The organism is Streptomyces sp. Je 1-332, from assembly GCF_040730185.1.
In the GTDB taxonomy this organism is placed as follows: Bacteria; Actinomycetota; Actinomycetes; order Streptomycetales; family Streptomycetaceae; genus Streptomyces.
Map to the genome: position 1 here is coordinate 2,550,726 of NZ_CP160402.1, position 20,841 is coordinate 2,571,566.

Annotated in this window: 19 protein-coding genes; 12 read left to right on the plus strand and 7 right to left on the minus strand. The window is 71.5% G+C overall.

The window, feature by feature from the left end; all coding sequences use genetic code 11:
• Nucleotides 1-15: 15 nt before the first annotated feature.
• Nucleotides 16-372 (minus strand): divalent-cation tolerance protein CutA, encoded by a 357-nt coding sequence (gene cutA / locus ABXJ52_RS11835; RefSeq protein ID WP_367041656.1) that lies wholly within the window; start codon nt 370-372, stop codon nt 16-18.
• 185 nt (nt 373-557) lie between these two features.
• Between cutA and ABXJ52_RS11840 the strand changes: the two genes are divergently transcribed.
• Both ABXJ52_RS11840 and ABXJ52_RS11845 read left to right on the plus strand, forming a co-directional pair.
• Nucleotides 558-1,325, plus strand: coding sequence for a hypothetical protein (locus tag ABXJ52_RS11840; RefSeq protein ID WP_367041658.1), 768 nt, complete (start codon nt 558-560; stop codon nt 1,323-1,325).
• Nucleotides 1,322-2,683 carry a HAMP domain-containing sensor histidine kinase gene (locus ABXJ52_RS11845; RefSeq protein WP_367041660.1) on the plus strand — a complete coding sequence of 454 codons (1,362 nt, stop codon included), beginning with the start codon at nt 1,322-1,324 and terminating at the stop codon, nt 2,681-2,683. The genes ABXJ52_RS11840 and ABXJ52_RS11845 overlap by 4 nt, the downstream gene beginning before the upstream one ends.
• Before the next feature lie 18 nt (nt 2,684-2,701).
• Here the strand turns inward: ABXJ52_RS11845 and ABXJ52_RS11850 are convergent, their stop codons facing one another.
• A complete protein-coding gene (locus ABXJ52_RS11850; RefSeq protein ID WP_367041663.1) occupies nt 2,702-3,364 on the minus strand; it encodes an NAD(P)H-dependent oxidoreductase in 663 nt (220 codons plus the stop codon).
• Nucleotides 3,365-3,474: 110 nt separating this feature from the next.
• On the opposite strand from ABXJ52_RS11850, the gene ABXJ52_RS11855 reads away from it, so the two are divergent.
• The 3 genes from ABXJ52_RS11855 (at nt 3,475) to ABXJ52_RS11865 (ending at nt 5,956) form a co-directional block, all read left to right on the plus strand.
• Nucleotides 3,475-4,260: an aminotransferase class IV family protein gene (locus ABXJ52_RS11855; protein ID WP_367041666.1), complete on the plus strand. Its 786-nt coding sequence runs from the start codon at nt 3,475-3,477 to the stop codon at nt 4,258-4,260.
• A 310-nt stretch (nt 4,261-4,570) separates the two neighbouring features.
• On the plus strand, nt 4,571-5,131 hold the full coding sequence (locus ABXJ52_RS11860) for a hypothetical protein (RefSeq protein ID WP_367041668.1): 561 nt from the start codon (nt 4,571-4,573) through the stop codon (nt 5,129-5,131).
• A 135-nt stretch (nt 5,132-5,266) separates the two neighbouring features.
• On the plus strand, nt 5,267-5,956 hold the full coding sequence (locus ABXJ52_RS11865; RefSeq protein WP_367041671.1) for a class F sortase: 690 nt from the start codon (nt 5,267-5,269) through the stop codon (nt 5,954-5,956).
• An 87-nt stretch (nt 5,957-6,043) separates the two neighbouring features.
• On the opposite strand, the gene ABXJ52_RS11870 is transcribed toward ABXJ52_RS11865, so the two are convergent.
• From ABXJ52_RS11870 to ABXJ52_RS11880, 3 genes are all read right to left on the minus strand, one after another.
• Nucleotides 6,044-6,826: a TSUP family transporter gene (locus ABXJ52_RS11870; protein ID WP_367041672.1), complete on the minus strand. Its 783-nt coding sequence runs from the start codon at nt 6,824-6,826 to the stop codon at nt 6,044-6,046.
• Between the two features lie 150 nt (nt 6,827-6,976).
• A complete protein-coding gene (locus ABXJ52_RS11875) occupies nt 6,977-7,147 on the minus strand; it encodes a hypothetical protein (protein ID WP_367041675.1) in 171 nt (56 codons plus the stop codon).
• Nucleotides 7,148-7,186: 39 nt separating this feature from the next.
• Nucleotides 7,187-8,656 (minus strand): ferredoxin reductase family protein, encoded by a 1,470-nt coding sequence (locus ABXJ52_RS11880; protein WP_367041677.1) that lies wholly within the window; start codon nt 8,654-8,656, stop codon nt 7,187-7,189.
• Between the two features lie 648 nt (nt 8,657-9,304).
• Between ABXJ52_RS11880 and ABXJ52_RS11885 the strand changes: the two genes are divergently transcribed.
• The 7 genes from ABXJ52_RS11885 (at nt 9,305) to ABXJ52_RS11915 (ending at nt 16,347) form a co-directional block, all read left to right on the plus strand.
• Nucleotides 9,305-10,564 (plus strand): FAD-dependent oxidoreductase, encoded by a 1,260-nt coding sequence (locus ABXJ52_RS11885; RefSeq protein ID WP_367041678.1) that lies wholly within the window; start codon nt 9,305-9,307, stop codon nt 10,562-10,564.
• Between the two features lies 1 nt (nt 10,565).
• Nucleotides 10,566-13,178, plus strand: a complete 2,613-nt coding sequence (gene nirB / locus ABXJ52_RS11890) for a nitrite reductase large subunit NirB (RefSeq protein ID WP_367041680.1) — start codon at nt 10,566-10,568, stop codon at nt 13,176-13,178.
• The gene (nirD, locus tag ABXJ52_RS11895) at nt 13,178-13,546 is read left to right on the plus strand and encodes a nitrite reductase small subunit NirD (RefSeq protein ID WP_367041682.1); all 369 of its coding nucleotides are present in this window, start codon (nt 13,178-13,180) and stop codon (nt 13,544-13,546) included. Before nirB ends, nirD begins: the two co-directional genes overlap by 1 nt.
• A gap of 33 nt (nt 13,547-13,579) precedes the next feature.
• On the plus strand, nt 13,580-14,164 hold the full coding sequence (locus ABXJ52_RS11900) for a TetR/AcrR family transcriptional regulator (protein ID WP_367041683.1): 585 nt from the start codon (nt 13,580-13,582) through the stop codon (nt 14,162-14,164).
• 77 nt (nt 14,165-14,241) lie between these two features.
• Nucleotides 14,242-15,018 (plus strand): SDR family oxidoreductase, encoded by a 777-nt coding sequence (locus ABXJ52_RS11905; RefSeq protein ID WP_367041685.1) that lies wholly within the window; start codon nt 14,242-14,244, stop codon nt 15,016-15,018.
• A 90-nt stretch (nt 15,019-15,108) separates the two neighbouring features.
• Nucleotides 15,109-15,726 carry a hypothetical protein gene (locus ABXJ52_RS11910; RefSeq protein ID WP_367041688.1) on the plus strand — a complete coding sequence of 206 codons (618 nt, stop codon included), beginning with the start codon at nt 15,109-15,111 and terminating at the stop codon, nt 15,724-15,726.
• Nucleotides 15,727-15,729: 3 nt separating this feature from the next.
• Nucleotides 15,730-16,347, plus strand: a complete 618-nt coding sequence (locus tag ABXJ52_RS11915; protein WP_367041690.1) for a hypothetical protein — start codon at nt 15,730-15,732, stop codon at nt 16,345-16,347.
• Between the two features lie 59 nt (nt 16,348-16,406).
• Here ABXJ52_RS11915 and ppdK read toward each other — a convergent pair whose 3' ends face one another.
• Nucleotides 16,407-19,100, minus strand: coding sequence for a pyruvate, phosphate dikinase (gene ppdK, locus ABXJ52_RS11920; protein WP_367048995.1), 2,694 nt, complete (start codon nt 19,098-19,100; stop codon nt 16,407-16,409).
• A 594-nt stretch (nt 19,101-19,694) separates the two neighbouring features.
• Complete coding sequence (gene dusB, locus ABXJ52_RS11925; RefSeq protein WP_367041691.1) at nt 19,695-20,825, minus strand: tRNA dihydrouridine synthase DusB; 1,131 nt, start codon at nt 20,823-20,825, stop codon at nt 19,695-19,697.
• Nucleotides 20,826-20,841: the final 16 nt, after the last annotated feature.

Below are 20,841 nucleotides of genomic sequence, written 5' to 3' on the forward strand. Positions count from 1 at the left end.
GGACCGCCCCCCGCCTCATGGGGCCGTCTCCCGCTCCACCCACTCCAGGTACGCCGCGCTCCCCCGCACGACGGGCGTCGCGATGATCTCGGGGGTGTCGTAGTCGTGGGCCTCGGTCAGCCAGGCCTCCAGTTCCTCGTACCGCGCGGCGGCCGTCTTGAACAGCACCTGCCACTCCTGTGCCGTCTCGACGGCGCCCTCCCATCGGTAGACGGAGGTGACGGGCCCCACTACCTGCGCACAGGCGGCGACCCGCGCCGCCACCGCGCCGCTCGCGAGGGCTTCCGCCTTCTGCGCGGTGTCGGTCGTGGTGAGCACGGTGAGCACCGCCGCCCGTGCGGGGCCTGATTCCGTTGCGTACGTCGACTTCATGGGCCGATTCTCGCCGCGCAGCGCGGAAAGTCTCTCACCGGCCTCCGCGCCGAACGCTCCCACGACCGGCCGGGGCCACCGGCCAGGCCGAAGGTCCCGACCTCCGCTCCCCCGCCCCGCTTACCCCTGTCTGTTACACAACATCCCGTTTTCCGTGATGGACGCTTCCTACCGTCGGTAGTGCCATGAATCTTCCCTGCCCCCACCGCCGCCTCCTGCGCCGCGCCGCCCTTCTCGCCGGCACGGCGGCCATCGCGCTGGCCGGATGCGGCAGCGTGGACGGGCTCGGCGCCGGTGAGCCCGCGCCGTCCGTGTCCGTGCAACCGCGCCCCGAACCGCTCTGGCCCGCCTGGACCAGTACGTCGTCCGAGGCGCCCGGCGCCGATGCCGCCACCCACCAGCCGCCGCCGGAGCCGCTGGCAGGGCTGCCGAAGCTCGGCAGGGGCGGACTCGGCGCGGAGGACTTCCGCAAGGTCCTGCGGGCCGATCCGCGGATGAAACCACTCGCCGACCGCGGCGAGATCGACCGCCCCGGACAGGCCGGGCTCCGGCCTCCGCTCCTGACGGACCTGACCGGCGACGGGCGGCCCGAACTGCTCGTGGCCGCCGACACGGAGAGCGGACGCAGCCTCCTGGTCGCCTACTCCGAGCGCGAAGGCCGCGTGTACCCGATCCTGCTCACCTCCGGCAAGCGCGTGAGCGTCGAGACGCTCGGCTCCGACCTGCTGGTGCGCAGCCCGTGCGCGGACGGCGGCGAGCAGGCCGTGCGGTTCCACTGGGACGGGGTGCGGATGTCCACGGTGAGCGACACCAAGAAGTACAACAAGGCGCCGGACGGCGCCGACGGCTCATCGCATTCACCATCCCCGTCGCCATCCCCGTCACCGAAGCCCACGCGCAAGCCCGCTCCAGAGCCCTCGGACAGCGACAAACCTTCGGACGGGCACAGATGAGGGCCCTCGCCCGGCGCGTGCGCGCCGCACTCAACGCCCTCGGTCTGCGCTGGAAGATCGCCGCGCTGCTCGCGCTCGGCTGCGCGGTCGTCGCCGTCGCCATCGGCGTACTCGTCCACCAGGCGCGCCTCGAACAGGTCTCCAAGACGGCCAGGTCGGGGGCGACCGCGCAGTTGGTGCGGGTGCGCCAGCTGTACGAGCTGACCGGCCAGGTGGACACCGGTGGCGAGGCCGATACGGACGCCGCTCTCGACGCGCCGAATCTGCCCGCGTCGCTGCGCGCCGCCGCGCTGGACGGGCGGCGGACCACGTACCTCGACATGGGCGCCGCCGACCCCGTCGTGTGGGCGGCACGGCCGGTCGGCGACCATGTGCTGTCGGTGCGCGAACCGTTGGCCCAACAGGCCGAGGAGATGGCGGAGTTCGACCGGCAGCTGATGGCTTCGGGAGCCGTCGTCGTCATCCTCGCGGCGCTCGGCGGCGCCGCGCTGGCCAGCCGTCTCAGCCGCGAACTGCGGACCGCGGCGGCCACCGCGCGCCGGATCAGCCAGGGCGATCTGGACGCCCGTATCGACCATCCGCGACCGCCCGGTGGCCGGCCGGGCAAGGACGAGGTGGCCGAACTCGCCACCGCCGTCGACACGATGGCGGCGTCCCTGCAGCAGCGGCTCGAGGCCGAGCAGCGCTTCACCGCGGACGTCGCCCACGAGCTGCGCACCCCGCTGACCGGTCTGCACACCGCGGCCGAGCTGCTGCCGCAGAGCCGGCCCACGGAACTCGTACGCGACCGAGTCCTCGCCCTGCGCACCCTCACCGAGGATCTGCTCGAAGTGGCGCGCCTTGACGCGGAGATGGAGCGCCCCGACCTGGCCACGCATCCGCTGGGCACGCTGACCGAGGGGATCGTGCAGCGGTCGGGGTGCCCGGTGCGGTTCGCCGCGGTGCGCGACCCGCATCACCCCGCCGACCCGGGCGCCCCGGGCGGCCGGGGCGCCCACGACGGCCGGGACGACCAGGGCGCCGGCCGGGACGACACGCTCGTACGCACCGACGCGCGCCGCCTGGAACGGATCATCGCCAATCTCGTCGCCAATGCCCGCAGGCACGGCGCCGACCCGGTGGACGTACGGGTGGCCGGGCCCGTGGTCACGGTCAGCGACCATGGGCCCGGCTTCCCCGAGCATCTGCTGAAGGACGGCCCCCGGCGCTTCCAGACCGGCGCGCGCGAGCGCGGGCAGGGCACGGGCCTCGGCCTGACGATCGCGTTCGGCCAGGCGCAGGCGATCGGCGCGCGCGTGGAGCTGAGCAACGCGGAGAGCGGTGGCGCGGTGGCGGAGGTACACCTGCCGACGGCGTGAGCGCGCTCCGCGCCGGCCTCAACTGCCGTACGGCCGGGACTCCTTCGCGTTTCTGAGGGCCCACGCCCACCAGTGGAGCTGGTCGAGCATGGACTTGGCGGCGGCGTTCGCGGCCGTCGGGTCCTTGTGGGTGCCGTCGTCGGCGAAGAGGGCGCCCGCGTTGTGGAAGGAGACGGTGTCGCGAATCGTCATGGTGTGCAGTTCGGCGAAGACCGGGCGCAGGTGCTCGACCGCGCGCAGGCCGCCGGAGAGCCCTCCGTAGGAGACGAAGGCGAGGGGCTTGGCCTGCCATTCGGCGTTGTGCCAGTCGATGAGGCTCTTGAGGGACGCGGGGTAGGAGTGGTTGTACTCGGGGGTCAGTACGACGAAGGCGTCGGCGGCGGCCAGCTTCGGGGTGACCTTGCCGAGTTCGGCGAGCGTCTCGGGGGACGGGTTGAAGGAGAGCGCGGTCGGCAGATGGGAGTCGGCGAGATCGATGACGTCCACCTCGAAGTCCGTGCGTTCGCCGATCCGGGCAAGCAGCCAGTCGGCGACGATCGGCCCGAAGCGGCCCTCGCGGTTGCTCCCGACGATGACGGCGACGCGAAGGGGCGTGGCGGGGGTGTCGGGGGTGTCGGGGGTGTCGAGCGTGGTGGGCGTGGTGGAGGACGTGGGGGCAGCGGCACTCGTGTTCTGGGTCATGAGGAGAGCCTGATTGCTCAACCTAGGTTGAGGTCAAGCGCCTCTTTCGACGAGTTCGGCGCGGGGTCCGCCGACGAGTTCGGCGCGCGGCCCGCCGTACCGTGTGGACCATGACAACTCCCTCACCTCTGCAGCGGCTTGAGATCGACGGGCAGGCGGCCACCGCCGACCGGCTGTTGTGGTCCGCGCTCGGTGGCGTCGGGCACTTCACCGCGATGCAGGTCAGGGGTGGCGCGACGCGTGGGCTCGGGCTGCACCTGGAGCGGCTCGACTCGGCCACGCGTGAGCTCTTCGGCCGGGAGCTCGACGGTGAGCACGTCCGCGAACTCGTCCGGCACGTGCTCCGCGACGACATCGCCGACGCGTCCGTACGCGTCCACGTCCACGCACCCGACGGCGAGCCGTCCGTGACGGTCACCGTCCGGGCGCCGGGCGGGATGCCCGGGGGCGCGCAGGCCCTGCGGTCCGTCCCCTACCAGCGGCCCTTCCCGCACATCAAGCACCTGGGCGGCTTCGGGCAGGCCCGCCATGGAGAGCTCGCCCGGCGGGCGGGCTTCGACGACGCGCTGCTCACCGGGCACGACGGAACGGTCAGCGAGGGCGCCACCACGAACATCGCCTTCTACGACGGCACGGAGATCATCTGGCCGGACGCGCCCTGCCTGACCGGCATCACCATGCGACTGCTCGAACCCCGCCTCCCGGCCACCGGACTCCCCACGCGCCGGGCCCCGGTCACCCTCGCGAACCTCTCCTCGTACACGGCAGCCTTCATCACCAACACACGGGGCATCGCGCCGGTGCGGCGGATCGACGACACGGAGTTCGAGGTCGACGAAACACTGATGGAGACGCTGGCGGGGCTCTACGCCGACGTCCCCTGGGACACCATCTGAGGCGGACGCGGGTCGGCGGCAGGCCGGGCCCGCGGCGGCGCCACGACCCGCCCCTGTCGGGTGTGGGGTCACCCATTCACAGGCGCCCCGCGTCTCCTTCGGGCACCACTCCGCGACACGCCGAGTGACCTGCTGGAACGTATCCGTCGAAGTGTCAGAAGCCGCTCCGCAACAGGGTTTCTGACCGCCCTTCAGGAGGCGTCCGTCGCCGAGTGCCACTTACCTCGGTACAGCGGGGTTCGACCGACGCAGCGGCACTTGGGGGTGCCGCGGGCCGTGCCCTCTGATGGCTCCTCGGAGGACAAGCACGATGCGCAAAGCCCGCCTGCTGACCACTGCCGCGCTCACCGTCGCATCGGCGGCGCTGCTGGCACCCGCAGCCGCCGCCGCGGCACCCGCCGCCGGTGGTGGTGGCCTGGAGGTCCACCCGGCCACGGTCATGCCCGGCTCCACGGTCACCGTGAGCACCACCGAGTGCGGCAGCGACGGCTCCGCGTCGGGCGACGCCAGCGCCGTGGGCGCGGGCACGTTCACGCTCGCGCCCGGCTCGGACGAGGAGCACGAGGGGAGCGCGGCCGGTCGGTTCGAGGTGCCGCCGTCGGCCCAGCCCGGCACCTACGAGATCGTCGCGAAATGCTCGGGTTCCGGCGCCGACGGCAAGCAGGTCGCCGGTGACCTGGTCGTGACGATCACCTCGACCGCCGCCGCCCGCGAGCAACAGGTCACCCCTAAGGGGCACGTGAAGACGGGGGTCGGCGGCGCTCTTGGCCCCGACCCCGTACAGACCGCGGCGGGTGTGGCAGCGCTTGCCGTCGCCGCCGCGGGCGGTACCTGGCTCCTGCATCGCCGGGCGAGAGGCGACAGGATCTGACGGACACCCTCCGCTGTCCACCGGTACCGCCAGCCCCCTCCCCCTCCGGGTCCGCCTGTCCCTCGTGGACCCGGAGGGGGATGCGGGGAACGGCCTCCCCGAACCCTGAGAACCCTGAGGGGGACGAGTCGAGTGATGCGCAGGAAGAACCCCGGCAGGCACAACCCCGGCAGGAAGCCACAGGGGCGCGGGCCGCTGGGCAGAAAGGCCGTCAACTCCGCCATAGGCACGGTCACCGTCCTGGCCCTGTGCTCCGGGGCATGGCTGCTGCGCAACGGCACCGAGTCCCGTCCACCACCCCAGCCGTCCGCCGCCCAGGCCGCTTCGGCGTATCCGCACTCCGGCCACACCACGTCCGCCGACGCACTGCCCCCGTCCCCGCCCGACCGGATCCGCATCCCCGCGATCCGGGTCGACGCGCCCCTCATGGGGCTCGGCCTCAACCAGCAGGGAAGTCTCGACGTACCGCCGCCGAAGAAGACGAACCTCGCGGGCTGGTACGAGTCCGGGACGACGCCCGGCGAGAACGGCACGGCCATCGTGGCGGGGCACGTCGACAACGCCGACGGGCCCTCCGTCTTCTACGACCTGGGCGGCCTGACCAGGGGCCGCACCATCGAGGTCGAACGCAGGGACGGCAGCGTCGCGGTGTTCACGGTCGACGCGAACGAGGTCTACGACGCGGAGAACTTCCCGGACGAGAAGGTGTACGGGGCGGCGGACCGGCCGGAGCTGCGGGTGATCACGTGCGGCGGCGACTATTCGCGGAAGACCGGCTACGAGGGCAACGTGGTGGTGTTCGCCCACCTGACGGGCGTGCGCTGACCCTCGGGCGGCGGGGGTGCGCCGGGGCGCCGGGGTGCGGCCCCCGGCTTGGGCCACGCGAGCTCTAGGGCCACGCGAGCTCTAGTGCTACGCGAGCCACTGTTCGTACGCCATCTTCGCCACCAGGCCGAACACCGTGGTGAGCAGCACGATCCGGACGAAGCCGCTGCCCTTCTTGAGGGCGGTGTGCGCGCCGAGCATGCCGCCCGCGAGGTTGAAGACGGCCATCAGGCCGGCCAGTTGCCACAGGACCGCGCCCTGCCAGGCGAACATCGCGAGGGCGCCCGCGTTCGTGCAGCAGTTGACGATCTTGGCGGTGGCCGAGGCCGACACCAGGTCGAGGTGGAGCACGGCGGTCAGCGCGAGCACCAGGAAGGTGCCGGTGCCGGGCCCGATGAGCCCGTCGTAGAACCCGATGCCGAGGCCCGCGAGGCCGATGGCGGCGAGGATGCGCTTGGGCGAGGCGGGGCGGGCCGGCGGCGCGGTGCCGAAGGCGGGCCTGAAGATGACGAAGGCCCCGACGCCGAGCAGCACCACCATGATCACGGGCTTGAGCACCTCGGTGCTCATGCCGGCCGCGAAGAAGGCGCCGCCCATGGATCCGGCGAGCGCGGCGAGACCGATCCGTACGGCGGTGGGCACGTCGACCCGCGTCTTCCTGACGTACGTCACCGCGGCGCCGGTCGTCCCGACGATGGCGACGGCCTTGTTCGTCCCCAGCGCATGCGTGGCCTGGGTCCCGGCCGGCAGGCCGAGGAGCAGGGCGGGCAGGAGGAGCAGTCCCCCGCCGCCGACCACCGCGTCGATCCAGCCTGCCGCGAGGGCGGCGATGCAGAGGACGACGACGGTGGTCAGCGATATGTCGGGCATGATCACGACCTTATGGAGGGAGTGATCACGTCGTCCATGAGTTCAGGGAGAGTTGAGGGTTTCCAGAGGTTCCAGAGGTTCCGGAGGTTGCGGAGGTTGCGGAGGCTTTCTGGGGTTGCGGAGGCTTCCGGCCCGGTTCTCCTACGCCCCCTACGGCGCCGCCTGCGGTGCCGGGATCCCCGCCGGGGCGCGGTCGGGAGCCGGCGGTGCGGCCGGGTCGACGGTGAGGGCGAGGGCGGTGGCGACCAGCGCGCTCGCTCCCGCGAGGCCCGTCGCCAGCTTGCGGCGCGCTTGCAGGGTGGGGCCCTGGGCCGGGCCCACGGGTCTACGGTGACGTCCCACGTCAGCCCCTCTCAGATCTCAGAAGGTGAAAAACTCGGCATGGATGCGCTCCTGGGGCACACCGGCCCGCAGGAGCGCGGCGGTGGCGGATGAAGCCATCGCGGGCGGCCCGCACAGATAGACGTCGTGCTCGGCCAGGTCCGGGATCAGATTGCGCAGCGCCTGCGGGGCGAGCGGATCGAAGGAGGCGTCGGAGCGCCCGAGCAGATAGTGCAGCCCCGCTCCCCTGCTCCTGGCGATCTCCTCCAGCTCCGCCCGCAGGACGAGCTGCTCCGCGCTGCCCGCCCGGTAGAGCAGCGTGATGTCCCCGGGCCCGCCCGGCAGCGTCTCGAACAGCGCCCGCATCGGGGTGATCCCCACCCCGCCCGCGAGCAGCAGCACCTTCCGCTGCGTACGCCGGTGCGCGGTCAGCGCCCCGAAGGGCCCTGTGGCGAGCACCCGCGTCCCCGGCTTCAGGCGCCGCATCCGCCGCGTGTGGTCGCCGAGGGCCTTCACGGTGATCCGGAGGGTGTCGTCGCGCACGGGCGCGGACAGCGAGAACGGCAGCGCGGTGCGCCAGAGCCTGCGCCGCAGGAAGCGCCAGCGGAAGAACTGTCCTGGTTCGGCGCGCAGTTCGTCGAGCCCGATGCCCTGCATCACGACCGACACGACGCCGGGCCCTTCGTCCCGTACGTCGATGACGCGCAGGCTGTGCTTCAGCGCCTGCCGCACGGGTACGACGACGCGGTACCAGACGAGCAGCACCGCCACCGTGGCGTGCAGCATCGACCACGCCCACACCGTCAGGATGCCGCCCGCCACGTCGGGCCCCGCGAGCTGGTGCACGAAGGCGAGCGCCGCGCCGAGATAGGTCAGTAGGTGCACGGCCCGCCAGGTCTCGTGCGGGACGCGGCGGCGCATCGCGCGCGCCGATGTGACGCCGACGGCGAGCAGCAGGGCGGTGCCCGCGCAGGCCAGGGCGAGGCCCGGGTAGCCGAGCAGGTCGAGGCCCGCGCTGAGGAGGTCGGTGTCGGCGTGGACGGCGTATCCGCACAGGGCGAGCAGGGCGTGGCCGACGCACAGGCTGAGCACGTAGCGACCGCCGAGGGCGTGCAGCCGGGCGAGCCGGTCGGCGCCGACGCCGTGCTCGACCGCGGGCACGCGGGCCATCAGGAACAGCATGACGAGAACGCCGTACCCCGCGAGCAGTCCGGTGAGGTGGGCTCCGGTCGCGAACAACACGTCGAGCCGGGCCGAGGGTTCGGCTTGCACGGCCCAGAGCGCGGTGACGGCGAGGCCTACGCCGAGGATTCCGTTGCGCAGGGTGGTGGGGGTGAGGCGGATGGGGGTGACGGGGGTGGCGGGGGTGGCGGCCCGGGGCCGTGGGGGCTCCGCAGGCATGGGCGGAACCGGCGAAACCGGCGTCCCCTCCGTCTGCCGCAGGTACGCGGCAAGGGCGGGGTAGGCGTCAAGGCTGGAATCGGTTGCGTCGGCTACGTCGGTGGTCACCGCCGCAGACTAGGCGCGGAGCGGGGGCGGAAGTGGCTGGTCAGGGGGATACCGCTGATCCTTAAGGCGGGCTTGAGGATTGCCTCAACGGCGGTTAAGCCGGTGCGGTTCCGGTCCGTGGGTGGGCGCGGGGTTGCTTCGCCCCCGGAGCGCCGCGAACCGTGCTCCGGGCGCTGCCGGCTGCGGATGCGTGCGGCTACGGTGCTGGTCCGTCTCCGGGTGCGGGGCCGCGCCGGTATGTCCGTCCTCGCTATCGTCCGGTGACCGCGGAGCTACTTCGCCCCCGGAGCGCCGCGAACCGTGCTCCGGGCAGACATACCGACACGTCCCCTCGCGAGCGCTGCCGACTGCAGCGAATCGGATGCAGGGCAATCGGGCGGGTGGGCGGGAAAGGCCTGTTCGGCAAGAGTCGGATGCAGGGCAATCGGGCGGGTGGGCGGGAGAGGCCTGTTCGGCAAGGATCGGACGCGGGGTGAACGGGCGGGTGGGTGGGAGAGGCCCGTTCGGCAAGAGTCGGATGCGGGGGGGGAGCCCAAGGCCCCCGGCCAGGACCCTCACAACCCGCCCCGGCCCCCGCTGAGCGCACCGTTCCCCCTGGGAAACAGACAAGATGCCGCCGGGTAACACCACCCCCGCACGCTGCCGTACATGACCTCATCGACCCCGAGCCCCCCGCCCCCCGTGGTGGTCATCGGCGGCGGCCTCGCCGGCGTCCGTCTCGCCCAGCGCCTCGGGGGCGACGGCGAAGGCGCCTCCGGGGTCACCCTCATCGGGGAGGAGCCGCACGCACCGTACAACCGCGTGCTCCTCGCCGACGTCCTCTCCGGACGACTCGACCCCGAGGTCATCGCCCTGCCGCCCACCCCCGGCGAGTTCCTCCGCACCCGCGCCGTCCGCGTCGACCGCGCCGACCGGCTCGTGCACTGCGCGGACGGCAGCGTCGTCCCGTACGGCACCCTCGTCCTCGCGACCGGCTCGAACCCCGTGCTCCCGCCACTCCGCGGCCTCTTCGAACCCGGCGCCACCGAACTGCCGCGCGGCGTGCACGCCTTCCGGACCATGGACGACTGCCTGGCCCTGTCCGAGGCCGCGCGGCCAGGAACCCGCGTCATCGTCATCGGCGGCGGCCTCCTCGGCGTATCGGCCGCCCGCGCGCTGGCCGTGCGCGGCGCCCAGGTCGTCCTCACCCAGCAGGGCGACCGCCTCATGGAGCGCCAGCTCGACCCCGCCGCGAGCGCGCTCGTGCACCAGCACCTCACCGAACTCGGGGTCGAGGTGCACACCGAGTGCCGCGTACGGGGGGTGCGCCAGGCCGACGGGGCCATCCGCTCGGTGGAGCTCGCCGACGGCTACGTACTCGGCACCGACCTCACCGTCCTCGCCTGCGGCGTCCGCCCCCGCACGGGCCTCGCGCAGGCGGCGGGCCTCGACGTGCGCCGCGGCGTCGTCGTCGACGACGAACTGCGTACCTCCGACCCGCACATCCGCGCCATCGGCGACTGCGCCGAGCACTCCGGCGAGGCCCGCTGCCTCGCAGCACCCGCCCTTGAACAGGCCGACGCGCTGGCGGACAGCCTGCTCTCCCCGCGGGACGCGCGTCCGTACTCCGGCACCCGCGCCCTCACCCGCCTCACCCTGCACAACGGACGCCCCGGCTCCGCTCCCCTGGACCTGGCGGCCTTCGGCGACCCCGAGCACCGGCCCGACGACGACGTCGTCCAGCTCGCGGACGCCACCCGTGGCACGTACCGCAAGGTCATCGTGCGCGGCGACCGGCTCGTCGGCGGTGTGCTGCTCGGCGAGCTGACCGCCGTCGGCGCGCTCGCCCGCGCCTGGGAGGCCGACGACCAGCTGCCCGACGACGGCAGCCCCCTGCTCCACCTGCTCACCAACGACGGAGGCCTCTGAGATGCCCACGGACACCCCAAGACCCCGCCACGGCGCGCACGACAACACCCTCGTCCTTGTCGGGCACGGCATGGTCGGCCAGCGCTTCCTGGAGGCCATCGCCGCCCGCGGCCTCACCGACAACCACCGCGTGGTCGTCCTGTGTGAGGAGCCTCGGCCCGCCTACGACCGCGCCCAGCTCACCTCGTACTTCGCGGGCCGTACGCCCGACGAACTCTCCCTGACCGACCCGGAGTTCATCGAGAAGCACGGCATCGAGCTGTACGTCGGCGACCCCGCCGAGAGTGTCGACCGCGTCGCGAAGACCGTCACCGCGCGCTCGGGGCAGACCTTCGCCTACGACACCCTCGTCCTCGCGACCGGCTCCTTCCCCTTCGTGCCGCCGGTGCCGGGCAAGGACACCACGGGCTGCTTCGTCTACCGCACCATCGAGGACCTGCTCGCCATCGAGGAGTACGCGAAGACGTACGCCACGACCGGCGCAGTGGTGGGAGGCGGACTGCTCGGACTGGAGGCGGCCGGCGCGTTGCGCGGGCTCGGACTCGCCACGCACGTGGTCGAGTTCGCGCCGCGGCTGATGCCCGTACAGGTCGACGAGGGCGGTGGCGCCGCGCTCCTGCGCACCATCACCGGGATGGGCCTGACCGTGCACACGGGCGTCGGCACGCAGGAGATCGTCGGCACTGAGGGTGCCGTCAGCGGCATGAAGCTGTCGGACGGCAGCGAACTCGCCGCCGATCTGGTCGTGTTCTCCGCCGGTGTCCGGCCCCGCGACCAACTCGCACGCGACTGCGGCCTTTCCGTGGGCGAGCGCGGCGGCATCACCGTCGACGAGCAGTGCCGCACCAGCGACCCGGCCGTGTACGCGATCGGCGAATGTGCCCTGGCGTCGGACGGCCGGGTCTACGGTCTGGTCGCGCCGGGCTATGAAATGGCCGAGACCGTTGCCGCCGCGATCGCCACGGAGGAGTCGAGTTTCACCGGCGCCGATCTGTCCACCAAGCTGAAGCTCCTCGGTGTGGATGTCGCCTCCTTCGGTGACGCGCACGGCGCGACCCCGGACTGCCTGGACGTCGTCTACTCCGACTCGCGCTCGGGCACGTACAAGAAGCTGGTCATCGGCGCGGGCGGCGAGCTGCTCGGCGGTGTCCTGGTCGGTGACGCGGAGGCGTACGGCGTGCTGCGGCCGCTGACCGGGAGCGTGCCGCCGGTCTCGCCGGAGCAGCTGGTCCTTCCCGCGGGCGCGGGCGCACCGGTGGCGATCGGACCGTCCTCGCTGCCGGACTCGGCGGTCATCTGCTCCTGCCACAACGTCACCAAGGGCGCGATCCGTGGCGCCGTCACCGAACACAGCTGCACCACCGTGCCCGAGGTCAAGAAGTGCACCAAGGCCGGTACGGGCTGCGGCAGTTGTGTGAAGGTGCTCGGCCAGCTGGTCAACGACGAGCTGGAGGCGTCGGGCGTCGAGGTCGACAAGGGTCTGTGCGGCTGCTTCGCCCAGACCCGCCAGGAGCTGTACGAGATCGTCCACACCCTGGGGATCACCTCCTACCGCCAACTCCTGGACTCCCACGGCCGCGAGTCCGCCCGTGGCACGGAGGGGTGCGAGACCTGCAAGCCGACGGTCGGCTCGATCATCGCCTCGCTCGCCCCGACGATCGGCGCCGACGGCTACGTACTGGAAGGCGAGCAGGCGTCCCTCCAGGACACGAACGACCACTTCCTCGCCAACCTCCAGAAGAACGGCTCCTATTCGGTCGTGCCGCGCATCCCCGGCGGCGAGATCACCCCGGAGAAGCTGATCGTGATCGGCGAGGTGGCCAAGGACTTCGGTCTCTACACGAAGATCACCGGCGGCCAGCGCATCGACATGTTCGGCGCGCGGGTCGAGCAACTACCGTTGATCTGGACGCGGTTGGTGGACGCCGGCTTCGAGTCGGGGCACGCGTACGGGAAGTCGCTGCGGACGGTGAAGTCGTGCGTCGGGCAGACCTGGTGCCGTTACGGCGTGCAGGACTCGGTCCGGATGGCGATCGACCTGGAGCTGCGCTACCGCGGCCTGCGCTCCCCGCACAAGCTGAAGTCGGCCGTCTCGGGATGCGCCCGGGAGTGCGCGGAGGCCCAGTCCAAGGACTTCGGCGTGATCGCCACGTCGAGCGGCTGGAACCTGTACGTGGGCGGCAACGGCGGCGCGACGCCGCGCCACGCCGACCTGCTCGCGCAGGATCTGTCCGACGCCGAACTGGTGCGCCTCATCGACCGGTTCCTGATGTTCTACATCCGCACGGCGGACCGTCTGGAGCGCACATCGACCTGGCTGGAGCGGATCGAGGGCGGCCTCGACCACGTACGGGACGTGGTCGTCCATGACTCGCTCGGCCTCTGCGACGAGTTGGAGGCCCTGATGGCCGACCATGTCGCGCACTACCGCGACGAGTGGTCCGAGACCATCAACGATCCCGAGCGCCTTGCGAGGTTCGTGTCCTTCGTGAACGCGCCGGACGTCCCGGATCCGACCGTGAGCTTCGTCCCCGAACGGGACCAGATCAAGCCCGACCTGCCGCTGCTGTCCATCGGCTCCCGCCCTCGCGACCTGGAAGGTGCCGCATCCTGATGACCATTGCGCCGAGCACTTCAATGAGCGTTCAACTCCGCCTGGAAGATGACTGGTTCGAGGTCTGCGACCGCGCACACCTCCAGCCGGGACGCGGCATCGCCGCGCTGCTCCCCGACGGCCGCCAGGCCGCACTCTTCATCGACCGCGCGGGCCGCGCGTACGCGATCGACAACCGCGACCCGTTCACCGGCGCCGCGGTGCTCTCGCGCGGTCTGCTCGGCGCGGCGGCGGGCAGGCCGTTCGTCGCGTCGCCGCTGCTGAAGCAGCGGTTCGACCTGGAGACGGGCCGGTGCCTGGACGACGACTCGGTGACGGTCCAGACGCACCGGGTCAGGCTGGCCCAGCAGCCAACCGCGATTACTTGACCGAGCGTTCCAGATAACTCTAGTCTCCTCCTCGTGGCCAGGACCAAGGAATTCGATCCGGACGCCGCGCTCCAGTCGGCCCTAGAGCTGTTCTGGCGGCGCGGCTACGAGGCGACGTCGATGGCCGACCTCGTTCAGGAGCTCGGCATCGGACGCGCCAGCCTCTACGCGACCTTCGGCAACAAGCACGACCTGTACCTGAAGGCACTGGAGCGGTACGCCGGCGCCCAGAACCCGCGGCTGCTCGCGGAGCTCTCGCAGCCGGGCCCCGCGCTGCCCGCCGTCCGCTCGGTGGTCCGCCGCTTCGGGGCCGAGGCGGCTTCCGAGGCGGGGCGTTTGAGCGGCTGTTTCATCACCAACACGGCGGCCGAGCTCGGCCCGCACGACGACGCGGCGGCCCGCTGCGTCGAGCGCAGCTGGGAGCACCTGGAGACGCTGCTGCACTCCGCGCTCGTCCGCGCCCAGGCGCAGGGCGAACTCTCCGAGGACCGCGACCCGCTCGCCCTCGCGCGCATGCTGCTGACCCTGATGCAAGGGGTGCGCGTGGTCGGCAAGGCATCGAGGGACCCGGCGCGGGTGCGGGACGCGACGGAACAGGCGCTGAGCCTGCTCGGCTGAGCGCCGTTTCCCCGAGCCCCCTGACCCCTTTTTCATGTCCTGATACCGAACCGATCGTTCAAGAAAAGAGTTTCGTGATGTCTTCAGCACCGCGTACCCGCTTCGCAGGACGCACCGCCCTCGTCACCGGCGGCGGCTCCGGCCTCGGCCGTGCCATGGCGCTCGCGTTCGCCGCCGAGGGCGCGAACGTGGTCGTCGCCGGGCGCACCGAAGGCGCCCTCAAGGAGACGGTGGGCCTCATAGCGGACGCGGGCGGCACGGCAGTCGCGATCCCGGCCGACGTCTCGCGCTCCGCCGACCTCTCGGCGCTCGTCGAGGCCACCGTCGAGCGGTTCGGCTCCCTGGACGTGGCCGTCAACAACGCGGGCGTCCTGCGCGCCGGGCAGCCGGTCGCGGAGCTGCCCGAGGAGGACTGGCGGACGATGCTCGACATCAACGTCACCGGCGTACTGCTCGCCCTCCAGGCCGAGGTGAGGCAGATGCGCACGCAGCCCGGCGGCGGGACCATCGTGAACGTCTCCTCCAACCTCGGCCCCCACACCAGCCTCCCGGGCACCATCGGCTACGGCGCCACCAAGGCGGCCGTCTCCGCGCTGACCAGGGGCGCCGCCATCGAGAACATCAAGGACGGGGTACGGATCAACGCGGTGAGCCCCGGTTCCGCCGACACCACCATGTCGCTGCGCCAGGGCGAGAGCCCGGCCGAGCGCACGGAGCGCATGAAGAACGCGACTCCCCTCGGCCGCGTGTCGACGACGGAGGAGGTCGCCGCCGCCGTCCTCTACCTCGCCTCTGACGAGTCGGCGCCGGTGGTGGGTGCCGACCTGGTGATCGACGGGGGCGCCGCGGCCTGAGCCCCCGCCCTGCACGCCCCGCGCCCCCGCGTTTCCGCGCTTCCGCGCTTCCGCCTTGCGGCAGGACGCGGGCGGTCCTAGCGTCGCGCCATGAGCGGACGTGCGGGAACTAGCGGCAGCGGGGGCGGCACGGGCAGCGCGGGCAGGAGAATCACCGACAAGCTGTCGTCCGACGCGCTGCGCGAGGCGACCGGCAAGGACTGGCCGCAGTGGTTCGCGGTGCTCGACGCCTGGGGCGCCACCTCCCGCAACCACACGGAGATCGCCCGGCACGTCCGCGAGGAACATGGCGTCGACGGCTGGTACGCCCAGTCCGTGGCCGTCGGCTACGAACAGGAGCGCGGCCTGCGTCAGGTCGGCCAGAGCAGCACGGGCCAGTGGCGGACGAGCGGCAGCAAGACGATCGACGCGTCGGCGGCGCGGGTCATCGAGGCCTTCGCGGACGACGCCGTACGCCGCCGCTGGCTCCCCGACGCCGAGATCTCGCTGCGCACGCACCGCCCCGGCAAGTCGGTGACCGCCGACTTCAAGGACGCGGGCGGCGGGGGCGGCCGTATCTCCGTGACCGTCACGGTCAAGGCCCCGGAGAAGACGGTGGTGGGCGTCGGGCACGAGAAGCTGCGGGACGCGGCGGAGGTGGCGGCGTACAAGGTGTACTGGCGCGAGCACCTCACCGGCCTCAAGTCCCTCCTGGAGGAGGAGGGCTGAGCGATGACACTGCGTTCCGACGTGGCCGGGTTGCTGGCGGAGGCCGATATCCGCGACGTGGACGTCGACGAAGCCGTCGCGGACGACCACGCCCGAACGTCCGCGTACCTCCGCGTCGTCTCGGTGACCGCTGCCTCCCAGAGCCGCGACCGGGACCGCGCGATCGTGGCCACGATCCTGCGCGACCCCGACGAGATGGGGGCCAAGACGGCGGTGGTCGCCCTCGTGGACAGGATCGCGAGGAAGATGACCGTTCCTGCCGAGTTCCGGCAGTGGTCATCCGGACTACTGCCGGAGACCGAACACCTCAAGGCGTACGGCGATTTCATCCGCCGCCGCATCCACGACTGGCTGTTCTGCCTCTCCGTCGAGGAGGACGGCCACGTGCCGACACCGGCCGAGTTGGCCGAGGTCACGGACTGGATGCAGCGCCACCTCGCCGAGTGGTCGATATCGCCGGCGGCACTCGCCGTGGTCGCCGAGTCGGCCCGCACCAGGAAGACGCGGAACATCGCGAGGAACCGGTCCAGGAGCCGCGAGCTGAGAACGACCGAAGGGGCAGCTCCCCCGCACAGGGAACTGCCCCTTCGTGGTGAACCGGGACCGACGCCGCATCGGTGAGGGTCGGGGACACGGCGTCGGCCCCGGAGTTCTACCGGTGGCCCGTCAGGCCTTCAGGCCTACCGGTGGTCGCTGCCCGCCGACTCGGAGGCCGCGCGTCCCGCTTCGAGGCGGGCCACCGGGATCCGGAACGGGGAGCAGGAGACGTAGTCCAGGCCCACCTCGTGGAAGAAGTGCACGGACTCCGGGTCGCCGCCGTGCTCGCCGCAGACGCCGAGCTTCAGGTCGGGGCGGGTGGCGCGGCCGGCCTTGACCGCGTCCTTCACCAGCTTGCCCACGCCGTCCTTGTCGATGGTCTCGAACGGGGAGACACCGAAGATGCCCTTCTCCAGGTACGCCGTGAAGAAGCTCGCCTCCACGTCGTCCCGCGAGAAGCCCCAGACCGTCTGCGTGAGGTCGTTCGTGCCGAAGGAGAAGAACTCGGCCGCCTCCGCGATCTGGTCCGCCGTCAGAGCCGCACGCGGCAGCTCGATCATGGTGCCGAGCGCCAGCTTCAGCGCCACGCCGGTCGTCGCCTCGACCTCGGCGATGACCTGCTCGGCCTCCTCGCGGACGATCTCCAGCTCCTGGACCGTGCCGACCAGCGGAATCATGATCTCCGCGCGCGGGTCGCCCTTGGCGTTCTTGCGCTCGGCAGCGGCCTCGGCGATGGCCCGTACCTGCATGGTGAACAGGCCGGGGATCACGAGGCCGAGACGTACGCCTCGCAGGCCCAGCATCGGGTTCTGCTCGTGCAGGCGGTGCACGGCCTGGAGGAGGCGCAGGTCGTTCTCGTTGGAGTCCTTGCGGGATTCTGCCAACGCCACCCGGACGGAGAGCTCCGTGATGTCCGGCAGGAACTCGTGCAGCGGCGGGTCCAGGAGGCGGACGGTGACCGGAAGGCCGTCCATCGCCTCGAAGAGCTCCACGAAGTCGCGCTTCTGGAGCGGCAGCAGCTCCTTGAGGGCTTCCTCGCGCTCGCCGTCCGCGTCGGCGAGGATCAGCCGCTCGACCATCTCGCGGCGCTCACCGAGGAACATGTGCTCGGTGCGGCACAGGCCGATGCCCTGGGCGCCGAAGCGGCGGGCCCGCAGCGCGTCCTCGGCGTTGTCGGCGTTGGCACGCACCCGCAGGCGGCGCACCCGGTCCGCGTACGCCATGATCCGGTGCACGGCGCCTACCAGCTCGTCGGCGTCGTCGGCGCCGGCGTGCATGCGGCCCTCGAAGTACTCCACGACCGGAGAGGGGACCACGGGCACCTCGCCGGCGTAGACCTTGCCGGTCGAGCCGTCGATGGAGACGACGTCGCCCTCTTCGATCACTACGCCGCCGGGCGCCGTCAGGCGCCGGCGCTTGGTGTCGACCTCGATCTCCTCGGCGCCGCAGACACAGGTCTTGCCCATGCCGCGCGCGACGACGGCGGCGTGCGAGGTCTTGCCGCCGCGGGAGGTGAGGATGCCCTCGGCCGCGATCATGCCGTCGAGGTCGTCGGGGTTGGTCTCACGGCGGATGAGGATGACCTTCTCGCCCGAACGCGACCACTTGATGGCCGTGTACGAGTCGAAGACCGCCTTGCCGACCGCGGCACCGGGTGACGCGGCGATGCCCCGGCCGAGCTGCTCGCCCTTCGCGGTCTCGTCGAAGCGCGGGAACATCAGCTGGGCGAGCTGCGCGCCGTTGACGCGCTGCAGGGCCTCGGCCTCGTCGATCAGGCCCTGGTCGACGAGCTGCGTCGCGATGCGGAAGGCGGCGCCGGCGGTGCGCTTGCCGACGCGGGTCTGGAGCATCCACAGCTGGCCGCGCTCGATGGTGAACTCGATGTCGCACAGGTCCTTGTAGTGCGTTTCGAGGGTCTCCATGATCTGCATGAGCTGGTCGTACGACTTCTTGTCGATCTGCTCGAGATCCGCGAGCGCGACGGTGTTGCGGATGCCCGCCACCACGTCCTCGCCCTGCGCGTTCGTCAGGTAGTCGCCGTACACGCCCTGGTGGCCGCTGGCCGGGTCGCGGGTGAACGCGACGCCCGTACCGGAGTCGGGGCCGAGGTTGCCGAAGACCATGGAGCAGATGTTGACCGCGGTGCCCAGGTCACCGGGGATGCGCTCCTGGCGGCGGTAGAGCTTGGCGCGGTCGGTGTTCCACGACTCGAAGACCGAGCGGATCGCGAGGTCCATCTGCTCGCGCGGGTCCTGCGGGAAGTCGCGGCCGGCCTCGGTCTTGACGATCTTCTTGAACTTCGTGACCAGCTTCTTCAGGTCCGCGGCCTCCAGGTCGGTGTCGACCGTGACCTTCTTGGCGGCCTTGGCGGCCTCCAGGGCGTCCTCGAAGAGCTCGCCGTCGACGTCCAGGACGGTCTTGCCGAACATCTGGATGAGGCGGCGGTAGGAGTCCCACGCGAAGCGGTCGTCGCCGGACTGCTTGGCGAGACCGGTCACCGACTTGTCGGAGAGCCCGATGTTCAGGACGGTGTCCATCATTCCGGGCATCGAGAACTTGGCGCCCGAGCGGACCGAGACGAGCAGCGGGTCATCGGCCTGACCGAGCTTCTTGCCCATGGTCTTCTCGAGGGCGTCGAGGTGCGCGCTCACCTCGTCGCGCAGCTCGGCCGGCTCCTCGCCGCTGGCGAGGTAGGTCTTGCAGGCCTCTGTGGTGATCGTGAAGCCCGGAGGGACGGGCAGCCCGAGGTTGGTCATCTCGGCGAGGTTCGCGCCCTTCCCGCCGAGAAGGTCCTTGAGGTTCCTGTTGCCCTCGGTGAAGTCGTAAACGAACTTCACCGCCGCATCGCTCGCGTCGCTCGCGTCGTTCGCGTCGTTCTGCGCTACGTGGGGATCTTTGTTTTCCGACACGGGTCTCGACTCCTCGAGGACTCGGTGGCTGCCCTGACGGCGAGGAACATACCCAGATCGAAGGCGCATGGGTACGTCCACTTGTGCGTCATGCGGCCGTAACCACCCGTCCGCCAGTAGATCGAAAGTGACTCAGCGGTAGCTGGATGGACGATCATTCGTTCAACTCTTGAAGACGTGACGCCCGTAGACCCGGCATTTTGCTCAGATGAGCGGATCATTCTCAGATGTGAGTTCACCTCATGAATGATCGAGCGGTGGCACTGAGTGCCACCCCTTGGAGAAGTGCAGTCACCCCTGAAAGCGCTCATCTGAGCGCAACACCTATCAGGGGTGGCGAGAATCACGCCGTTTGAAGCGGCTGGATGTCAGCATCCGGACGCGCCGCGAGACGATTCGCGCGCGGGTCGGACGCCGCTCGCGCGTCGAGCGGGGCAGGGAACGCCGACAGAACGGCCCGCGGCGCACCGCGGGCCGGGATACGGGAAGGTCGTTCAGGCCAAATCTCGCGCGGGGCGCGGTTCAGCCGCCCGACGTGTCCAGCTCCGCGTCCTCGCTGATGCCCGCGCAGTCGTACGGGTCCTTCAGCCAGCCGTCCGGCAGGACAACGCGGTTGTTGCCCGACGTACGGCCACGCGGACCGTCCGCTCCCGCGGGCCACCCCTGGTCGAGGTCCAGCTCGCCGAGCCCGTCCTCCAGCTCCGCGAGCGACGAGGTGATCGCGAGACGCTTGCGCATCTCCGAGCCGACCGCGAACCCCTTCAGGTACCAGGCCACGTGCTTGCGGAAGTCGATGACACCGCGCGCCTCGTCACCGATCCACTCGCCGAGCAGGGTCGCGTGCCGCAGCATGACGGCGGCGACCTCGCGCAGGTCGGGCGCCTTGGGCGCGCCCGTGCCCTCGAAGGCGGCGACCAGGTCGCCGAAGAGCCAGGGGCGGCCGAGGCAGCCGCGGCCCACGACGACGCCGTCGCAGCCGGTCTCCTTCATCATCCGCACCGCGTCGGCGGCGGACCAGATGTCGCCGTTGCCGAGCACCGGGATCTCGGGGACGTGCTCCTTGAGGCGGGCGATGGCGTCCCAGTCGGCGGTGCCGCCGTAGTGCTGGGCGGCGGTGCGGCCGTGCAGCGCGATCGCCGTGACGCCCTCCTCGACGGCGATACGGCCCGCGTCGAGGAAGGTGATGTGCTCGTCGTTGATGCCCTTGCGCATCTTCATCGTGACGGGCAGGTCCCCGGCGCCGCTGACCGCCTCACGGAGGATCGCGCGAAGCAGCGGCCTCTTGTACGGGAGCGCGGAGCCGCCGCCCTTGCGGGTGACCTTGGGGACGGGGCAGCCGAAGTTCAGGTCGATGTGGTCGGCGAGGTCCTCCTCGGCGATCATGCGGACCGCCTTGCCGACCGTCGCCGGGTCGACGCCGTACAGCTGGATGGACCGCGGCTTCTCGGTCTCGTCGAAGTGGATCAGCTGCATGGTCTTCTCGTTGCGCTCGACCAGCGCCCGAGTGGTGATCATCTCGCTGACGAAGAGGCCCTTGCCCCCGCTGAACTCCCGGCACAGCGTCCGGAACGGCGCGTTCGTGATGCCCGCCATGGGCGCGAGCACGACGGGCGGCCGCACGGCGTGCGGGCCGATCTGAAGCTGGGGCTCCATGGCGGGGGAATCCTCC